At 43.2% G+C, this 19,121-nt stretch carries 15 protein-coding genes; 6 read left to right on the top strand and 9 right to left on the bottom strand.

What is annotated here, in order from left to right:
- Positions 1 to 93: 93 nt before the first annotated feature.
- The 3 genes from msrA to Q0L00_RS17490 are packed head-to-tail and all read right to left on the bottom strand — an operon-like array spanning position 94 to position 1,502.
- A complete protein-coding gene (gene msrA, locus Q0L00_RS17500) occupies positions 94 to 675 on the bottom strand; it encodes a peptide-methionine (S)-S-oxide reductase MsrA (RefSeq protein WP_297338188.1) in 582 nt (193 codons plus the stop codon).
- Positions 676 to 708: 33 nt separating this feature from the next.
- On the bottom strand, positions 709 to 948 hold the full coding sequence (locus tag Q0L00_RS17495) for a DUF3253 domain-containing protein (protein ID WP_297338187.1): 240 nt from the start codon (positions 946 to 948) through the stop codon (positions 709 to 711).
- Between the two features lie 11 nt (positions 949 to 959).
- The gene (locus Q0L00_RS17490) at positions 960 to 1,502 is read right to left on the bottom strand and encodes an rRNA adenine N-6-methyltransferase family protein (RefSeq protein ID WP_297338186.1); all 543 of its coding nucleotides are present in this window, start codon (positions 1,500 to 1,502) and stop codon (positions 960 to 962) included.
- Positions 1,503 to 1,580: 78 nt separating this feature from the next.
- Here Q0L00_RS17490 and Q0L00_RS17485 point away from each other — a divergent pair, with 78 nt between their 5' ends.
- Entirely contained in the window at positions 1,581 to 3,593 is a 2,013-nt protein-coding gene (locus Q0L00_RS17485; RefSeq protein WP_297338185.1) for an LTA synthase family protein, read from the top strand.
- A gap of 46 nt (positions 3,594 to 3,639) precedes the next feature.
- Here the strand turns inward: Q0L00_RS17485 and Q0L00_RS17480 are convergent, their stop codons facing one another.
- Genes Q0L00_RS17480 through Q0L00_RS17460 form a run of 5 tightly spaced genes read right to left on the bottom strand, consistent with a single transcriptional unit; the run spans position 3,640 to position 9,410 of the window.
- Positions 3,640 to 4,806, bottom strand: a complete 1,167-nt coding sequence (locus Q0L00_RS17480) for a hypothetical protein (protein WP_297338184.1) — start codon at positions 4,804 to 4,806, stop codon at positions 3,640 to 3,642.
- Between the two features lie 3 nt (positions 4,807 to 4,809).
- Complete coding sequence (locus Q0L00_RS17475) at positions 4,810 to 6,045, bottom strand: YaiO family outer membrane beta-barrel protein (protein ID WP_297338183.1); 1,236 nt, start codon at positions 6,043 to 6,045, stop codon at positions 4,810 to 4,812.
- Positions 6,042 to 7,502: a glycosyltransferase gene (locus Q0L00_RS17470; RefSeq protein WP_297338182.1), complete on the bottom strand. Its 1,461-nt coding sequence runs from the start codon at positions 7,500 to 7,502 to the stop codon at positions 6,042 to 6,044. Before Q0L00_RS17470 ends, Q0L00_RS17475 begins: the two co-directional genes overlap by 4 nt.
- Positions 7,495 to 9,054: a HEAT repeat domain-containing protein gene (locus Q0L00_RS17465; RefSeq protein WP_297338181.1), complete on the bottom strand. Its 1,560-nt coding sequence runs from the start codon at positions 9,052 to 9,054 to the stop codon at positions 7,495 to 7,497. The genes Q0L00_RS17470 and Q0L00_RS17465 overlap by 8 nt, the downstream gene beginning before the upstream one ends.
- Positions 9,051 to 9,410, bottom strand: coding sequence for a response regulator (locus Q0L00_RS17460; RefSeq protein WP_297338180.1), 360 nt, complete (start codon positions 9,408 to 9,410; stop codon positions 9,051 to 9,053). The genes Q0L00_RS17465 and Q0L00_RS17460 overlap by 4 nt, the downstream gene beginning before the upstream one ends.
- A gap of 376 nt (positions 9,411 to 9,786) precedes the next feature.
- Here Q0L00_RS17460 and Q0L00_RS17455 point away from each other — a divergent pair, with 376 nt between their 5' ends.
- The 5 genes from Q0L00_RS17455 to Q0L00_RS17435 all read left to right on the top strand — a co-directional run bounded on the left by Q0L00_RS17455 (position 9,787) and on the right by Q0L00_RS17435 (position 17,546).
- The gene (locus Q0L00_RS17455; protein ID WP_297338179.1) at positions 9,787 to 11,475 is read left to right on the top strand and encodes an amidohydrolase family protein; all 1,689 of its coding nucleotides are present in this window, start codon (positions 9,787 to 9,789) and stop codon (positions 11,473 to 11,475) included.
- A 4-nt stretch (positions 11,476 to 11,479) separates the two neighbouring features.
- Positions 11,480 to 12,862: an amidohydrolase family protein gene (locus Q0L00_RS17450; protein WP_297338178.1), complete on the top strand. Its 1,383-nt coding sequence runs from the start codon at positions 11,480 to 11,482 to the stop codon at positions 12,860 to 12,862.
- Between the two features lie 21 nt (positions 12,863 to 12,883).
- The gene (locus tag Q0L00_RS17445; RefSeq protein WP_297338177.1) at positions 12,884 to 14,185 is read left to right on the top strand and encodes an amidohydrolase family protein; all 1,302 of its coding nucleotides are present in this window, start codon (positions 12,884 to 12,886) and stop codon (positions 14,183 to 14,185) included.
- An 86-nt stretch (positions 14,186 to 14,271) separates the two neighbouring features.
- Positions 14,272 to 15,444, top strand: a complete 1,173-nt coding sequence (locus tag Q0L00_RS17440) for a C40 family peptidase (RefSeq protein WP_297338176.1) — start codon at positions 14,272 to 14,274, stop codon at positions 15,442 to 15,444.
- A complete protein-coding gene (locus Q0L00_RS17435) occupies positions 15,441 to 17,546 on the top strand; it encodes a M28 family peptidase (RefSeq protein ID WP_363318563.1) in 2,106 nt (701 codons plus the stop codon). Before Q0L00_RS17440 ends, Q0L00_RS17435 begins: the two co-directional genes overlap by 4 nt.
- A gap of 188 nt (positions 17,547 to 17,734) precedes the next feature.
- On the opposite strand, the gene Q0L00_RS17430 is transcribed toward Q0L00_RS17435, so the two are convergent.
- On the bottom strand, positions 17,735 to 18,646 hold the full coding sequence (locus Q0L00_RS17430) for a WYL domain-containing protein (protein ID WP_297338175.1): 912 nt from the start codon (positions 18,644 to 18,646) through the stop codon (positions 17,735 to 17,737).
- Positions 18,647 to 19,121: the final 475 nt, after the last annotated feature.

Genomic DNA, 19,121 nt, shown 5'->3' with positions numbered 1-19,121 from the left:
TCTGGATGATGAGTACCGATCTAAAGTCCTGAAAATCTAAAAGCGATTTCCCTGACGGTTTTGGTTTACGCATCGTTATTTTTAAATTAAAATTCAGGGATTTTCAGAAAGATATTCTTCAAAGAATTTTTTCAGCTTTTCAACCTTTGGTCTCACCACAAATTGACAATAAGGCTGATTTCCATGGAGATTGAAATAATCCTGATGATCATCTTCTGCGGGATAAAAACTGGTAAATGGACTGATCTCTGTGACGATCGGATGATCAAAAACTCCGGATTTATCGAGACTTGATTTTAGGTTTTCAGCGATTGCTCTGAGTTGGTCGGTATGGTAAAATATAGCCGATCGATACTGTGGCCCCACATCGGCTCCTTGGCGATTCAGTGTAGTGGGATCATGGGTAGCCCAAAAAATTTCCAACAGTTTTTCTGTTGAAATGCTATTGGGATCGTAATACACTTGAATCGCTTCGGCATGACCGGTAGTTCCTGTACAGATTTGGCGATAAGTGGGGTTCTCTATTAAACCGCCCGCATACCCTGAAATGACTTTTTTTACACCATTGATTCGCTGGAAAACGGCCTCTGTACACCAGAAACAGCCTCCTGCTAAAGTTAAAAGCTCAAGATTATCGGGGATAGAAAGTTCAGTCCGAGGAAGATTTTGCACCATGAGTTAGTTTTTCTTTTTGAAACACCCTCGATCCTATTTTGGTTTGGAAATCCGTATGGGGCCTTTCACCTCCTGATGGGGATCAATATTTTTACCCGACTGAGTAATGCGTATTTCACCCGACCGATAAAGCTTCATCGCTTCAGCAAGGATTTCATCCATAAAATTTCTCCAATCTTCAGGGTAAAGTTGCCGGGCTACTTCAGAGGGGCAAAAAGACGAATCTCCTCTTTTGCGACACATTTCTAATAGGGCTGTCTTCAAAACCTCCATGTCGCATCAGTTTACTTACAAACCATCACAAAAGCTGGCGGTAAATTTTTTAGGGTAAAACTGGCATCCACTTCCTTGAAATATTTTTTAAACAGTTTTTTCAACAAATAGGAATAACAGATTTGAATAAAAGCGCCACTCTGGGATAGGGCCAAGTTGGACTTTCGGAGAATCTCATCAGTGGCATCTTTAGGAATCAAAGAAAACGGCAGGGAGGAAAAGATGTAGTCCACTTTTTCACCGTTCAGGTATTTATCCAGATTTCCGGCCGAATCATTGATGATTTCCACATTCTTTTGTGGAAACTGCTTTTTCATTGCTTCGCAAAAAGGGGCGTTGATTTCAAAAACCAGTAGTCTTGCCGTAGGATTCATTTGTTCGATAATTCCCTGGGTGATGCTCCCATCTCCCCCTCCCATTTCGATAATCAATTGGGCCTGAGATAAATCAGAACGGGAAATCATTTTGTTTACTAAAGACTTCGAACTAAAGGTAACTGCGCCTGTAGTACTGAGATTGCTGTATAATTCAATCAGAAGATTAGATTTGCTCATAAATTTCTAAATAGGGCTTGAAGATACCCGATTTTAGCCTATATTTTCCATCAAAATTGTAAAAACTCAGAAAATTTTATGGCCCAAAAGGCAGCAATACGTTCTACTTTACCTTATAGACTACGCGTAATTTTCAAAAATTTCTGGGGAGTTGTCCTGATGTTTATCGTCTTGATGATTTTGCTCAGGGGCCTAGAATTGTTTTTGGTTTTTGAAAACCATGTGCTTGACTTTTCCATTTCAGACATCTTTCTATTCAGCTTGCGGCAGGATATCGGATGGTTATTTTATTTAACCGGCTTATTGTTAATGGTATACCTGCCGATCAGCTTCTTATCTGCCAAAATTGGAAAAGTTCTGGTCCTGATTATTTTGACTTTTTTAACTATCGTTCAAGTCGGGCTGGTTTTTTATTTTATGAAAACCCTGGTTCCACTCGGCAAAGACCTCTTTGCCTATAGTATAGACGACTTGCTACTCACGATCAGTAGCTCCGGCCAGCTTAATTTCTGGACCATTTCTGGAGGGGGATTAGGCCTGGCTGCAGTAGTGATACTGCTAAACTTAGGTGCCAAATTTTTTTCCTTATCCTTGAAAGGCTACCTTGTCTTAACACTTTCATTCTTAGTTCTAATCTTAGCCTTTACGCTTTATCCTCAAGAACAAATCGCCGGTGCCAATGAAAACAAAGTTAACATCACCTTAAACAAATCGCGGTTTCTAACCGAGCAGGCGTTTGAAGAGTTGGTGTACGGGGGGGAATATTATTTTGATTTTTACCTCAGGTCTACTTCTGATGACCTGCTCATTTCCAAAGAATACCTGGGAGATGAATATCCTTTTGCCCACAAGGCAAATTATCCAGATGTCTTGACTCCGTTCTTTGATACCCTACCTCAGGCTCCGGATATTGTGTTCATTTTCTTAGAAAGTTTTGGAAGAGCTTATTCTGGAAAAGAGGCCTATTTGGGAAGCTTCAGCCCTTTTTTGGATTCCCTGGAGCAGCATAGCCTGGTCTGGTTAAATGCCATTTCTTCCACAGGACGGACTTTTGGTCTTCAGCCCGGCGTTTTTGGGGGATTGCCTTTTGGCAGTAAAGGCTTTTTAGAACTTTCCGATGAATATCCCTATCATCAAACATTGCTCAGTATTTTGGGGGATAATGGCTATCAAATCCGATATTTTATTGGAGCGGATAAGAATTTTGACCAAGTGGGCTCCTTTGTTGAATATCAGAAACCCGATCAATTTATTGACGAAAGAGGCTTTGATTCCCGATTCAAGAAAGGTCCCTCATCCAGTGAATTTTCTTGGGGATATGCCGATTTGGAGCTGTTCACCAATGGATTGGAAAAACTTCCCCCGGCTTACTCTGCCCCACAGGTCATTACTTTCCAAACTCAAACCTCCCATGACCCCTACCTGGTGCCGGAACGGGAATACTACAGCCAAAAGTTTGAATCTCACTTAGAAAATTACCTCAACTTGGCAGAAGAGGAGAAGCCGGATTACCGGGCCTATCAGGATATCTACATGACCGTACTTTATGCCGATGATGCGGTGAAATTTTTCATAGAGGAATATAAAAAACGGCCAGAATTTGAACATACCATTTTCATCATCACCGGAGATCATAGACTTCCCGAGATCCCCATGTCGACCCGGCTGGACAGGTTTCATGTGCCCCTGATCATTTATTCACCACTTTTAAAGCGTCCTGATTATTTCAAAGCAATGACCAGTCACTATGAAATTACGCCCAGCATTTTGGCATTTTTAGAAAAGCAAAATTTTGTGGAATTACCAGAAATAGTCACCTGGCAGGGACAGGTTTTTGATACCACACGGAATTTTCAGTCCAGAATTGCCATGCCACTCATGCGGAATAAAAACCAATTGGTCGAATACATCCACGGGGAGTTTTTTCTTTCCGATGGTGAGCTTTTTGTCATCAACGAAGGCCTGGATATCGAGCCTATCCAATCCCCCGACATGCTCACCAAATTGACCGGTGAATTTGAAGATTTCAAAAATAGAAATACCTATATGGTACAAACCAGGAAATTATTGCCTCCGAAAGAAAAGAACTGATCGAAAATTTCCGACTTGGTAAGCTAGAAAACTATCCTTACCGAAATCAATTTTGGGTTTCGGCTCGTTCCAAAACTTGGGAAATTAACGGCATGTAGTAATTCCAAAAGAAACCTTGTCTATCCCGGTAATCTGCAACGACATAAAAACCCCTCCAGAGATAAGATATTCCTTTAAATTTGGGAGACCCCACTTCCCCACCAAAATCAGAAAAATCCCCTGAGAAATAATAGAGATATCCGGCACCATTATTTTTGGAAACCGCAGCCGGAAAAAACCTTGGCAAACCCATTTTTCGCAATTTACTCAATCCCTCATTGGTGGGATTGAGATCAAAATAGGAAATAACTTCGTAATCCCGCTCAATTAATACAATATCAAACCAATCTGGGTAGGGCACTACATCGGGGAGATTAAAGCCTCCTTTATTTAACCGTGGGGTACGGATCAGCGGAGTTTTATTCAAATAATCCAAGCCTGCGTTTAACACTTGGATTTCACCACTTTCATTGACAAAAATCATCCCGTCCCCTTTCAAGCTCCAGGGACCATGTTGCTCGGTATAATTAGTGATCAACCAATCCGGTAATTCATCATTGACTAAAGTATCCAACTCCTCAAAATACCGTGCAATCCAGCCCGTCCACTTCAAGCCCATCAGGTTTTCGAAAGAGGTCCGGTAGAATTTTGGCGTGGGGGATGCCATGCTATTGTATTCGGCAATGATCGTTTTTTCCTGATTTTTTGCCTCGGTCAAAACTTCCAAATCTTTGGCATCCAGTCCTCCATAAACTTTCTGACTCAATTCGCCACTTTTGAAATCCTTAAAATTGCGGGTATAAACGCCATAGGTATCTGCGAGATAAATTAGATCTTTTGAAGCCACCCAGTTTTGAATATCCGCTTCTGTTTGGCCCGGATAATCCCGTATGGTCCCGAAATCATCTTGGCCGTTGGGTACAAATCCAAAATAATCAGTCGCTGTTTGGTAAAAATCACCGTCTTTTTTGGTGTATTTATAATAATTTAGGGTGAAAAATAAACCCTGATGCTCACGATATTCTGAATTGGGTACCGTTTTGTCGATCACGACAATCTCCATCTTTTTCTCAGGCCAAATATGCCAAGCCCCGTAACTTAAACTGGGTATGACCAACACGATCAGGTAAAGTGGCCATAAGTTTTTGAGAAATATTTTTAATTCTTCTGACATGGATTAAAAGCGATATTCTGCACCAACTGAAAGATTGAAATTGTTTCGGATACGATCGACCGATAACTCATCCCAACTGTATCCCGAATAACCAAAAATCATAACTCGGTCTGTGATCAGTTGCTGATACCCTAACCGGAAACGATATGAGTTTAGAAGCTGGCTCAAATCCCGATTTTCCTCATCTGGGGAAACCCCTGTACTGAGCTGCACGGAAAAGAAATCCTCCGCAGACTTGAAGTAGTATCTGGCTTGAAAATTCCCTGAGGTGCTCACCCCCCCGGTCCCGGTGGGAATGACATTGAGACGAAGGTTTAACCACCAGCTGCCTACGTATTTTCCAAGCGAAGCGGTGTAAATATGCGTGTTGGAACCAAAATTCAAATAACGATATCCCCCATCAATTTCCCAGGCATTTTTAAGGTTAAAATAAATGGACCCTCCAATTCTAAAATTTGGAAAAAAGGAAGCGCTTGAGCCTCCAATGTTAAGGTAGGCATAGGAGTTCTCACCCAAGGAAGGATAGGCGTCCAGCTCGTAAAGTGTCCCAAAACCATCAAAACGGGAACTTTGAGTGACCCTGGCAATCAGTGAACCGGTTAAATCCGTTCGAGTTCTCCCATAAACCGACCAGGTGTGCCAAGGAGTCAATTCTCCCCTGAAGGTATCGTAATCGTAAGTGGTTCCGATGGCATTATTTCTTCTCAGGCGTTGTAAATTTTGGATGTAGCGCAGGACCCCCTCACTTTTATACCCTTTTTCAAAAAGGTCCATGACTTGGGAATAGGCTTGATCGTAATCTTCCCGATAGTAGTAAAGTCTCGATTCCCGGTAAGCAATTTCATTGGGAAGATTTTGATCAAATTTCGATTTGGCATAAGCAATTACTTCTTCGGCCCGATCCAATCGGTCAGCCCAGAAAAGGTTATCCAAATTAGCCGCATACGCATCCGTATACGTAGGGGAAGCCTCAATTGCCCGATCCAAATAAATCGCCGCAGAATCATTCTTACCATCCCAGGCGTAGCTCCTACCCAGTAAAATCAACAAATCAGCATAGGTGGGGTATTTTTCCAAGGCCCGAAAAAGTATTTTTCTTCCTTCGGGATATTTTCCGTCCAAAATGAGGGTTCGAGCTTCTTGATACAGCACATCGGGATCAAATGAATCTTGGGCGAGTAAGGGGGGACTGATGCAAGCCAATCCTAACAGTCCTAGGAAAAATGTCAGCTTTTTCATGCGCCTGTTTGGGTTTGAATATTTTTTTTGTCTTCAGCACTTTTAAATCCGGTTCGAATCATTTTACCCCAGCCCCCTTTACCCATGATAAAGTCCAGGTGACCTTGAAGTCCCCAAAAGACCACTTTTGGATGCAATACAAAAGGCTCGATCAAAATGATCCAAATCAATCGTCTCAGATCCTTTTTATCCTTGTAATTATTGTAGGAAATCTGCTCGTATAAAATACTAAATACCGAAATCAGCAAAGAAAGCAGGTAGATCATGGTCAATAACGCAAAGAAATAGACCGCAGAAAAATCTCCGATAATTACCAATACCAAGGTGTAGGCAATCCCCAAGAGCTCCAATATGGGAGCCAGCTTTTCATAAATGGTCCAGAACGAAAAAGAAATCATTCCAAAGAAACCGTAACGGGGATTCAGGCCAATTTTCCGATGCAGTTGTAGGGTTTCAATCGTACCGCGCATCCACCGGTTCCGCTGTCTGCTCAAAACGGCCTCATCCTCGGGAACCTCAGTCCAGCAAAGCGGATCAGGAACAAAAGCCACTCGGTATTTTTGGTTTTTTTCCTCCATGTACCGTCTCATTCGGACGACCAGCTCCATATCCTCTCCTACTGTTTTGGGAAAATAACCTCCCACCGCTTTCACCAAATCCTTTTTGAAAAATCCAAATGCACCTGAAATCAACATTAAGCCATTGACCCGGGACCAAGCCATCCTTCCCATGAGAAAGGCTCGGAAATATTCAATAACCTGAAAACGACCCAAAGTAGACTCCGGTATGCGGTATTGGGTCACTGTTCCATCCTTCACATCACAGTTATTGGCAATCCCAATCACTCCTCCCACCGCAATTACTTTGCGATTGGTTTCTTCCATAAATGGCCGAACCATACGGGTGATCGAATCATTGGCCAAAATACAATCCACATCAATGCAGGCCAATAATTCCATGGAAGCCACATTGATTCCGGCATTCAAGGCATCGGCTTTCCCTCCATTTTCCTTATCTATCACGATCAACCTGCGAAAAGAGGTATTGGAAGATCGATAGACTCCTCTGACAGCTTGTGTTTCGATTTCAGGATGATAAGCAAAGGCAGTCTTGACCAATTCAAAGGAATCGACTAATTGCTGTAAGGTGCTGTCTTTGGAACCGTCATTGACAATAATCACCTCAAACTTCCCATAGTGTAAACTCAATAAACTTTGGGCATTTTGTACAATGTTGGCCTGCTCATTAAATGCAGGGGCAATGATACTTACTCCCGGAGCAATGGGTGAGGTAATGATATCCTGATAATCTGCAAATCGGTTTTTTCGCCTAAAATCCCTCATCTCCAAAGCACTCAACACCATGATAATAAAATAAATAAGGACGGTGCCAAAGCTCAGAATCATAAACAAGACTCCAAATACCTCGATCAGGAAATAAAACAGAAAGTTATACATGAGTCAGCAAAGGATCTAAGATGTGAGCTCTGAGTTGGATAATCTCTTCGGAATATTGATCCTGAGTGTAGCGATCAAATGTCTCCGAATCCAGTAATTTCATACTTCGCATTAAGGACTTTTTGAGTTCAAAATCAGGGTTTTGGGCAAACAACTCTATAATCAGCTGCAAAGACCGTTCATCGCCCAATTGTCCAGCGACTTTCACCGCGGCTAATTGCACTTCCGGGTTGGCCGATTGAATACATGCATTGATAAAATCTACCTCCATATGAGCTCCGGTGGTCCCATAAGTCTCCAAAAGCTCTATTTTTTCCTCATCAGATGCCTTTTCTGACAATTCCCTTAATCCCGCTAACAAATCCAATCTTCCAAGCATCCGGACCAGTTTGATTCCAAATAGTCTCACACTTGGGTTCTCCGAGGCAAAGAGCTTATCCAATTCTAAGGATTTTGTGTTGTGGACAAACTTGATGATTCTTAGATAATTCAGCTGTTGCCATTCAGAAAGCGGATATTTCTGATCCCTTAAAAAATCCAAATTCACCGTTGAGGACACATTCAACAAGGTAGCTCCAGACTGGGAACGAACGTGAAAATTTGAAGAATTGGTATGCTTTTTTACTTCTTGAAGAAGTTCTGACAAATCCATTTCATTGACCTGAACCAGGCCGGTGGTAATAAGGTCCCATCGGTTGCTTTCAAGATTTCTCCTTGTAATCTCCATTAATCCGGCTGTTTTGTAAAAGGCCTTGAGCTTATCTTTGAAGTCCCCCTTCATTTTTTTATTTAATCCAATAATCCGCTCAATCATGACCTGCTTGAAGAGGGGTTTAGCAAAAAGTTTTTCCGGAAATAAATCGATGATATCCGACTTAGTGATTTGTTTGATTTCTTCCAAGTCCTTTTCAAAAAGCAATGAAGTCAAGGGTTCAATAATCAATTCATCGTATTCCTTTTTAAGTTGCTCCCGCTTGTTGCGTCGGGATTTGAAAATCAACATGGAGGTAATCATCAAAGCTGCCGTGATGAGAAAAAAAAGGACAATTACAGTGACCCAAAACAGTTTGTAATCAGCCAAAATTCTAAGCTTATATTCGTGAAGGGGCTGAAAAACATCCTTAGAAGCCTCTAAAACTAGGTCCACTGTATTGGCATCGGGATAATAGCCGGGTACAAAATCCCCTGTTCGAATCAGGGTTTTCAAGTAATTCTTCAACCCGTTTTGACCGGCAATCTCCTGATATATAACATACTCCAAGCGGGGATTATAATCGGCCAAAATCCCGTAAACACTATCCAATTTTGCCCAGTTTAATTCCTTTTCACTTACCCAACCCGAGTCAGTCTGCTGAAAATGAAATAAGGAATCCAATCCGGAGTCGGGTTCCTCCAGGAGTCGAAATTGAAAAGAAAGATTAGCAACAGTTTGCTGACGGATCAATTCCTGTTGAAGTTGAAGAGAGTCACCGAATAAACTATCCAATTCCTGCCCCTTAGCGGCAAAAAACAAAAAAAACAACGCGGATAGTAACTGGACTCTTCGCATCATCGCAAAGCACGTTTTACCCGAATAGCCAATTCATTTGGATTAAACGGCTTAGGGATAAAATCTGAAACCCCCAGATTGAAGGCTTCCAAAACCACCTCTTCTTCCTCTCCCAGGGAACTTAAGACGATGATGGGTACATCTGGTTTTTCTTTTCGGGCGTGATGGATGATTTCTATTCCACTTCGAAAGGGCATCATTACATCGGTGATAATCAAATCAGGGTTTTCCTCATTAATTGCTTTAATGCCTTCATTCCCATCTTTTAAAATTAAAGTTTCATAGCCGTCTTTTTTCAGACGAAACTGAACCAAGCTAGAAATCAGCAAGTCATCCTCAATAATTAGGATTTTTTTCATCTTAAGGGGTGATTGAATACAATAATAACATATTTGGAAGGATTACCCTACAGTATTTTATTTCTAAATATAACAGCGTAAAAAATTTTCAGCAAAGTAATAAACCATTCAACGCAGAGTCATTTTTAAGAAAGGGCTTTTAAATTAAAAAAAAATGATTTTACCTCACCTAATCTGCCATTGATCAAAAATAAAATTGAACCAAATAAAACTTACTGGATTCTGGAGAAGCTTTTATTAGCTTGCTTTCAAAATGAAAAACCATCAAATTAAATGAAACCTACCCAATCGATGCCTGCTGATGCAAGCTTGCCATTGATTAGGTTAGGTTTGCTCGATTTGTTTCGAGATGACCATTAAAACAATTAATCAACACATGAAAAGAACACTTTTGAAAGCAAGTGTCTTGGCAATGATGTTAGGTGGATTATTGGGTTGGAGTCAGGCTTACGGCCAAAGCGACCCAAGCGGAAAAAAGCCAGTAACTTCCACCTACGCCATTACCAATGCAACCGTATTTGCGAATGCTTCCAGTTCGGGAAGCAAGGCAACGGTACTGATCAAGGATGGAGTTATCAAAGCCATTGGAAGCAATATTTCGTTGCCGGCAGAGGCTCAACAGATCAAAGGTGACTCCTTATTTATTTATCCGGGATTTATCGATGGAGCGAGCCGGGCAGGAATCACCCGACCCGAAGATCCCAAACGTCCGGATAATTTTGTTTCCTCGAATCCACCGGACGAAATTGCAGGAATTACTCCTTGGAGAAATGCCTTGGATCAGTTTTCCATTCAATCTAGCCAGGTAGACGAACTCCGAAAAGCTGGATTTACCCTTGCTCAAATCCTGCCAGAGGGGGGAATGATCGCGGGAAAATCCGCTATTGTAGTGTTGGGTGATGAAAACTCCACCAATTTACTGAAAGAAAATACGGGCTTGGCGGCCAGCTTACAGGGTTCGCGTGGAATGTACCCCGGAACTGCGGTAGGTGTGATGGCCAAGTTCCGCGATGTGTACAAAAACACCGAGCTGACTCAAGATCGAATCGCAAAGTTCACCAGTTCCACTGGAGTCAGCCGCCCTGAGATGAACGCTACCTACCTGGGCATGTCAGACGTGGTAGATGGAAAGGTTCCTGTGATCTTTACTGTTGGAAATGACCTGGAAGTCCGAAGAGCGATTTCCCTGCAGCAGGAACTGGGATTCAAACTGGTCTTGACTGGTCTGGAAGAATATGATGCGGTCATTGATTTGATCAAATCCACAAGAACCCCAGTATTGATTAAACTTGAAGTTCCTGACGATAAAGCCATCAAAGCACAAAAAGAAGAGGTCAGCGAGGATGTCAAGGCTCAATATGAACGAGTTAAAGAAGCCTATGACCGGGCCATTGCCCAAGCGGGCAAATTGGAAAAAGCAGGAGTTCCATTTGCCTTTACTACTTTGGGTGTGAAAGTCTCCGAAGTCTCCAAGGCCATGACCAATATGATGGAAGCAGGACTTTCCAAGGAAGCCGCCTTGGCCGCTTTAACCACCAATGCAGCAGCAATACTGGGCATTGAACGAATTGCCGGAACCTTAGATAATGGAAAAATGGCCAATATGGTCATCAGCACAGGACCAATTTTCGAAGAAGACTCTCAAATCAAACATGTAATTGTAGATGGAAAAATTTACGACTACGAGGTTTCTAAAAAGAAAAATGGGAAAGATAAAGGAGAAGCAGTAGATCCTTCAGGAAACTGGAATTATACCTCAGAGACCCCTGCTGGAAGCTCCGGAGGGAATTTTACCATCGAAAAAAGTGAAGGTGATTTTTCAGGTGAAATCACTTATGATGATCCTCAGGGCGGTGGAGAAACATCTTCCTCCCTACAGGATATTGAAGTTTCTGGTAACAAATTAAGTTTTCGCTTCGGGGTCAATGCCGGAGGAATGGCTCTTGATGTCAAAGTTTCGGGAGATATCAACGGGGATACGATGAATGGCAATATGGTTATTGCTGATTTTGGATCTTTTACGATTACCGCTAACCGAACCCCTTCCCAAATCGCAAAAAAGTAAGGCTATGAAAAAAATAAATTACATTCTGACCGCGCTTTTGGGGCTAAGCATGCAGTTTGCCTTTGCCCAAACTCCAAAGGGCAGTGTCTTAATTAAAAATGCAACCGTCTTAACGGTGACAAACGGAACCTTAGAAAACACCGACGTACTGGTGCAGGATGGGTTGATCAAACGAATCGCACCCGATATTTCAGCCCCCAAAGGGGTAGAAACCATTGATGCCACAGGAAAATATGTAATGCCTGGCATTATTGACGCCCACTCCCATGTGGCTTTGGATGTGGTGAATGAAGCCACCAACCCAATCGTGGCCGAAGTACGCATGAAAGATGTGGTTAATCCCTACGAGATCGGAATCTATCGAGCTTTAGCCGGTGGGGTGACCATCTCTCATGCGATGCACGGTTCGGCCAATGTAATTGGTGGACAAAATGCGACTCTCAAGCATCGATGGGGATCTACCGACCCGGCAGATATCATCATGCAGGATGCTCCTCGAACCATCAAATTTGCTTTGGGTGAAAACCCCACTCGGGTTCACGGCCGTGGCAATGGCATTCAGCCCAGAAGTAGAATGGGTGTAGAAGCAATCTTGCGAAATGGATTTAGTGAAGCCTTGCAGTATAAAAAAGCATGGGAAAGCTTCGAGGCGACCAAAAATGAGAAAGGAAGTACCGCCGTGGCACCTCAGTACAATGAGCGGCTTCAGACTTTAGTGGATATTTTGGACGGAAAAATCATCATCCATTGTCATTCCTATCGCGCGGATGAAATTTACATGCTCATTAATGTGGCTCGGGATTTTGGAATCAAAAAGCTGGTTTTCCAACATACCAATGAAGGCTTTAAAGTAGCTCCGGAAATTGCCGAATACACTATGGGAGCTTCTGTTTTTGCCGATTGGTGGGCCTACAAATTTGAAGTATATTATTCCACGGCTTTCAATGCGGCCATTTTGCAAAAAAACGGAGCATTGACTTCAATCAACTCAGATTCAGCTGAACTGATTCGCCACCTGTACCATGAAGCGGGTAAAACACAACGCTATGGTGGCTTGACCGACGATGAGGCTTTGGCGATGATCACCATCAATCCGGCCAAACAATTGGGAATTGATGACAAAGTAGGCTCACTCGAAGAAGGAAAGCAGGCCGATATTGCCATTTTCGAAGGACATCCCTTATCTACCTATGCAGTTCCGCAAATGACCTTTGTGGATGGTGTCAAGTATTTTGACATCACAAAAGACAAGGACGATCAGCGGCAGCGAATCAGTGCAACCGAAACGGTGGAACCTATTTACTTAGGCCATGAGAATCATCGCTGCATGCAGGATACCGAGCATCTTTTTGAGACGGCAAATGCCCTATTCCATACCCAACATTAATCACCCCGAAACAACGAAGAAATGAAAAGATTAAATCAAACCTTTCTCATCTTCCTGATGGCCATGATGCCGCTTTTTGCGATGGCTCAGATCGACGGGGAATTTATTAAGCCTCGTAGCGGGAAGTTTTTATTACAAAATGCTACCGTTCACACCATCACCAATGGCGTGATGGAAAATGCCTCGGTGCTAATCGAAGGAGGAAAAATCCTGCAAGTGGGAACTTCGGTTTCCGCAGATGGTGCCGAAGTGATTGATTGCAAGGGAATGGTCATTTATCCTGGAATGATTGACGGAGGCACCACTTTGGGCTTAGTCGAAGTCAGTTCCGTGGCCGAAACGGTGGATTATGCAGAAATCGGAAATGTCACCCCCAATATGCAGGCATTGACCACGGTCAATCCGAATTCAGAAGCGATTCCCGTTACCCGGGTTTCAGGTGTCACTACCGTGATGGCGGTTCCTCAGGGAGGATTATTCCCCGGAACGGCAGCCTTAATCAATTTAGTGGGATATACTCCCGATCAAATGTACGCTGGGGCAAAGGCTGTAGTCATGAATTTTCCTAATTCAGGTCGTAGAGGTCGCTGGGACCGGCGCTCCGATGAGGAGATCAAAAAGGAAACAGAAAAAGCCCTAAAAGATGCCAATGACCTTTGGCAGAAGGCTAAGACCTACCATGAACTCAAGGCAAAAGGTGCGGAACTGGAGTATTATCCAGAAATGGAACAGCTTGCAAAAGTGATTTCCGGTGAACTCCCACTCATGGTTGAGGTAAACGCTGCCAAGGATATCCAAAATGCCATTAAGTGGATGGAAGATAAAGACGTGAAGTTTTTCTTCAGTGGTGTCAGTGAAGGCTGGAGAGTAGCCGATGAACTTGCAGAGGCAGGCATTTCGGTGATCACCGGTCCGGTACAGGCTTTACCTACTCGACAGTCCGATCGATATGATACACCTTATGCCAATGCCGGAAAGATGTCCAAAGCGGGTGTAAAAGTTGCCATCAGGACAAATGAGGCAGAAAACGTCAGAAATCTACCTTTCCATGCGGCCTACGCCGCTGCCTATGGAATGGGTAAGGAAGAAGCATGGAAAGCTGTTACGATTAATGCCGCAGAAATACTTGGGGTAGCTGATCAACTGGGTTCGATTGAGGAAGGAAAAATAGCAAACCTGATCGTAGCCACTGAGGATCCATTCGAAACCCGTGCTCAAATCATGCACGTTTTCATCAATGGATACCGTATTCCACTCTCCAACAGACATATTAGATTGTATCAAGAATTTTTGGAGAGATCTCCAGATTTGAAGGCAAACTAATTTCAGTTGAACAGGAATCAAAAAACCACAAGAATTCCCGGAATCAAAGGGTTTCTTGTGGTTTTCTTTTGCTTTATATTTAAGGCATGAAGAAGACTCTTTTTGGAATTTATAGCCTGTTGGCCTTAGTCATGATTGCCTGTTCAGCCCCTGACCCTTCGGAGGAAGTGAATCAATGGATCGCTGATTTTCAAAGCCAAGTAGCACCTGATAAACGTGTTGCGCTTTGGGACTTGACATTTGAAAACGATTCCCTCAAGGGAGAAACGGATCGTTTAGCTGCCTTGGAAGAATTAATTAAAAAGCTAGCTGACCATGAAATTCAATTTACCGATGCAGTAACGCGTCTTCCTGAGGAAGCCTTAGGCGGTAAAACAAAAGCGGTGGTGACCATCTCGGTGGCCAATATCCGATCCCAGCCCAGGCATTCGGCCGAATTGGGGACTCAGGCGCTGATGGGTACTCCACTCACCGTATTAAAAGGAGATGGGAGTTGGTATTTGGTGCAAACTCCCGATCAGTACATTTCCTGGGTGGATCAAGCAGGAATTCAGTTGATGACCGAGCAGGAATTGGAAAACTGGCATGCTCAGAATAAAGTAGTATTTACGCCCCTGACCGGTCATGTTTGGAACAATCCTCAACAGGAAGAAATGGTCTCTGATTTAGTGGCCGGGGATATTTTGACCGGTTTGGGAAGAGATGGGGATTGGATCCAGGTACAGCTGCCAGACCGACGGGGTGGGTATGTAGATGCTTCCCAACTCTTGCCCTGGGACGAATGGATCAGCAGTAGGGAAACGAGCGTGGAAAACTTAATTACCACTGCCAAATCCATGCTGGGGGTCCCCTACCTCTGGGGAGGCACCTCCATTAAAGGAATGGATTGTAGCGGCTTTACCAAAACCATTTTCTACCTTAACGGACAGGTAATTCCCCGAGATGCTTCCCAGCAGATTAAGGAAGGGGAGCAAGTGGATACGGACAAAAATTGGGAAAACCTGCAAGTGGGTGATCTGCTGTTTTTCGGAGAGAAAGCCACCTCCGAGCGTGCTGAGCGTGTGGTCCATGTAGGCATGTGGATTGGAAATAATGAGTTTATCCACTCCAGAGGCCGGGTAAGGATTTCCAGTTTTGATCCTCAGAGTCCCAATTACGACGAATACGAGCTCAATCGCTACCTCAGAACCCAACGAATTGTCAACCAAAAATCAGACGGAGTCCTGTCTGTATCTGATATTATCCAACCCAGTAAATGATGAAACACGCTACCTTAGTCTTCGTTTCGACCTTGGCATTTTCGGTATTTTCCTTTGCCGAAAGCTTGGCACAAGATGGATTTTTTATCCAAAATCAATCCAAGCAAAAGAAAGTCGAAACTGAGTTTCTGGAATCGGTAAATTACGACCGATTTAAAATTCACCATCAGGAACTCACCAAAAATCCACATATCGCCGGTACTGCTGAAAACGAATTGGTTCAACAATACATGGCTAAAATTATGGAAGAGGCGGGAATGGAGGTCAAGGTGTATCCTTACGATGTCTATCTTCCCAATCATCCTGGGGAATCCCTGCTGCAGATCACCTCTCCAGTTCAAATGACACTTTCACAGCAAGAAAAGGAATTGGATGAAGATCCCTTTACCCGGGACTCTCGGCTTCATTTGGGATTCAATGCCTTCTCCGGAAGTGATGATGTAACCGCTGAGGTAGTGTATGTAAATTACGGAACACGGGAAGACTTTCAATTACTCGAACAAATGGGTGTGGACCTGACTGGTAAGGTGGCCATTGCCCGCTATGGAGGTAATTTTCGAGGCTTCAAAGCCAAATATGCCGAGCAATACGGAGCAGTGGGTTTGATTGTATATACCGACCCTAAAGACAATGGATTTACGCGCGGAGAGGTATATCCAGACGGGCCTTATTACAATGAAACCACCATTCAACGGGGATCCATGTTAACCCTGGATTGGACCGGAGATCCGCTTACCCCTTATGAGCCTGCGCTTCCTTTGGATGGAGCCGAACAAGTGCAACGATTGGACCCCGCCGAAGTGGCGCTTCATCAAATACCGGTCACTCCCATCGGCTATGGGGCTGCCAAAGAAATTCTTTCTCGGATGACTGGTCAAGATGCACCGGAAGCCTGGAAGGGAGGCTTGCCCATCGACTACAAAATCGAGGGTGGCCCCCAACTCCACGTCCGTGTGATGGTCGATCAGCCCATTGATTTTATCCGTGCCAATAATGTTATCGGAACCTTCGAAGGGGCCAAATACCCCGATGAATGGATCATTTTGGGTTCTCATTATGATGCGTGGAGCTTTGGGGCGACAGATCCCAATTCGGGTACGGCCATGCTGTTGACCTTGGCTGAGGCTCTTGGAGAATTGGCTAAAAAGGGAATCCGTCCTGATCGGTCAATTCTAATTGGACATTGGGATGCTGAGGAGCAGGGAGTCATCGGTTCCACCGAATGGGTGGAACATTTCGGTGAGGAATTGAGTGCCAAAGCGGTGACTTATATGAATTTTGATGCAGGGGTTTCAGGAAGAAATTTCGGAGCATCTGCTGCCCCTACCTTGAAAAAATTGATCATTGATGCTTCCAAAGAAGTCATGTATCCGGATTCAGCAAAAACGGTTTTTGAAATTTGGGCGGGTGAAAAACCCGAACCCGGAATCGGAAATTTGGGTGGAGGGTCTGACCATATTGCCTTTTACATGCACGTGGGAGTTCCCAGCTTGAGTGGGGGTTCTGGCGGAGTAACAGCCTATCATTCCAATTATGACAACTTCAACTACTACAGCAAATTTGTTGACCCCAGTTTTAAAATGGGAGGAGCCGTGGCTCAGCTTTTCGGCTTAGTTACCTTACGACTAGCCAACGGAGATGTGATTCCTTACGATGTGCCACGCTATGCGCAGGATTTAAAAGGCCATTTCGACAATGTGACCGAAAAAGTCAAAAGTATGGCTCCGGATTTCAACGAATTTGACCTGGTCAAAGAAGCCTTGGTCAAATTGGATAGAAGTTCTTCGGCTTATCGGGAGGCATTGATAAAGACCCTAAACTCCAATCCGTTGAATGAAGATAAATTACAAGCAATCAATCAAGGTTTGATTGGCCTGGAGAAAAGCTGGATCGACCCACAAGGCATGTATTATGGAGATTGGTACAAGTCGCTCTATGTTTGCAATGATCCTTTTTCAGGTTATGCTTCTTGGATTTTACCGGGCATACAATACGAGGTTGCGATTAAACGAACCTCGAAATTGGAAGAATGGGATGAGCGCTATGCGGCTGCTATTTTGGATTTGGCCACAAAAATTGAGGGTTTGGTGGAAATGATGTAATCCACCTCCCAACGAAAAAAATAACAAAGGCCTAAGGAGAATATCAAAATCCCTTAGGCCTTTGTTTATATCATCCATTCTTCACCCACAAAAAGCGAATTGCAAGTAAGCCGTTCAAAAAGACAAAAGTCTCTTTGGGTAAGTTCAAACTATAAAAAATCCTAAAGCTATATAAGGATACCTTGTAATTAAAAAATTGCCTTCGCCAATTCTTCTTTTAAATAACTCCGCATTTCCTCTCCTTCTTCCAGTTTGATTTCACCTGGCAAGCCCAGTATAAACCTGCCCAAACCGGGCAAATGAGGAATTTCACCCTTAAAAAAGTATTGATTCCTATTTTTGATAAACATAAAAGGCCTGGCATTGGGGTATTCTTCCTGCATCAATTGGTAGGCTTTTTTACTCATTTTTAATTTGACCGGGAAGCGTCCTTTTCCCGAAAACCCAAAGAGCGAGGATTCGGGAATTTCATGTTTTTTAGCAAATTTCCAATCCTGATCTGTCAGGACCACCTCTCCTATCCGTTCAATTTTAAAGATCTTCATGGATTGGCTTTCGGGTTCGAAAGCGTGGATGGATTCATAATTGGCACTAAAGGCTACCGGCTCAACCAATCGATTCGAGGTGGTGTCTGAACTCAAAGAATAATACTCTTTGAGCCAAATTTGATTCCGGTTTTGAATTCCCTGACCAATCAAATCTACCAAACGGCCTAAATTAGCTTTGAATAATTCCTCTGTCCCTACCTTAAGTTCAGATCTGAGGTGGAGTTTTTGCAATACAGAATCCCTAAGCAGATTCTTTTTGCCCTGCGACTCAATCAGACTTTTGAGCCATTGACTTTCTTCAGGGGAAAAAGTGCCGTAATTCAGCGTGGCTTCCTGTCCAAGACTCTGCCGTAACTTGTATTTACTGTATTCTTTGATGATTTCAAATCCCAAAGCCTCCAAGAGTTTGAAGTAACGATAAATCGTACGCTCGTCTGTTTCCAGCATTTCAGCCAAGCGATGAACGGGTTTTCCGATAGTTCCCTGAAGTAAATTGATCAACTTAAAAACTCGTAAAATTTTTTGTTGCTCGACTTTTCCTGAAATAGCCATAGTTTTGAGGATGAATGAATTCAAAAGTAAGCCAAATTTCGAAAACAAAATTCATTTTTGACAGTAATTGTCAAATTATAATGCTAAGTGAGCCTAGGCCTGATCAGAAAATGAAAACCGGTAAGATTAAAATCAAAAAGCTCAAGGCTTCCATCGAAGAAAATACGCTAAATCCAGGCTTATAGCAGTAAATGAAAAACGAATCGCCAGAGTACAGCAATAAGATCTCGGTTTCAGACTAAATTCAGAGTGAATAGAGGGTGGCGAAGTAAAAAATAAGGTTTGTCAATTGCCACTAGATAATTCTAAATTAGAAGAGTTCCTTTCATGAAAATCCCACCAAACTCATTGAAAGAACAAATGAAATACTCACGAAAATACATCTCAAACAGGGGGCCGATTATTCGGGCATTCCATCCACCATTGAAAAAACTAACAAGCACCTGAAATCGAGCATGACGTACCCGTCACACAC

This window comes from Algoriphagus sp., assembly GCF_024305035.1.
In the GTDB taxonomy this organism is placed as follows: domain Bacteria; phylum Bacteroidota; class Bacteroidia; order Cytophagales; family Cyclobacteriaceae; genus Algoriphagus.
Note: the sequence above shows the minus strand (reverse complement) of the source record. Positions and strands in the feature narration are given on the sequence as shown.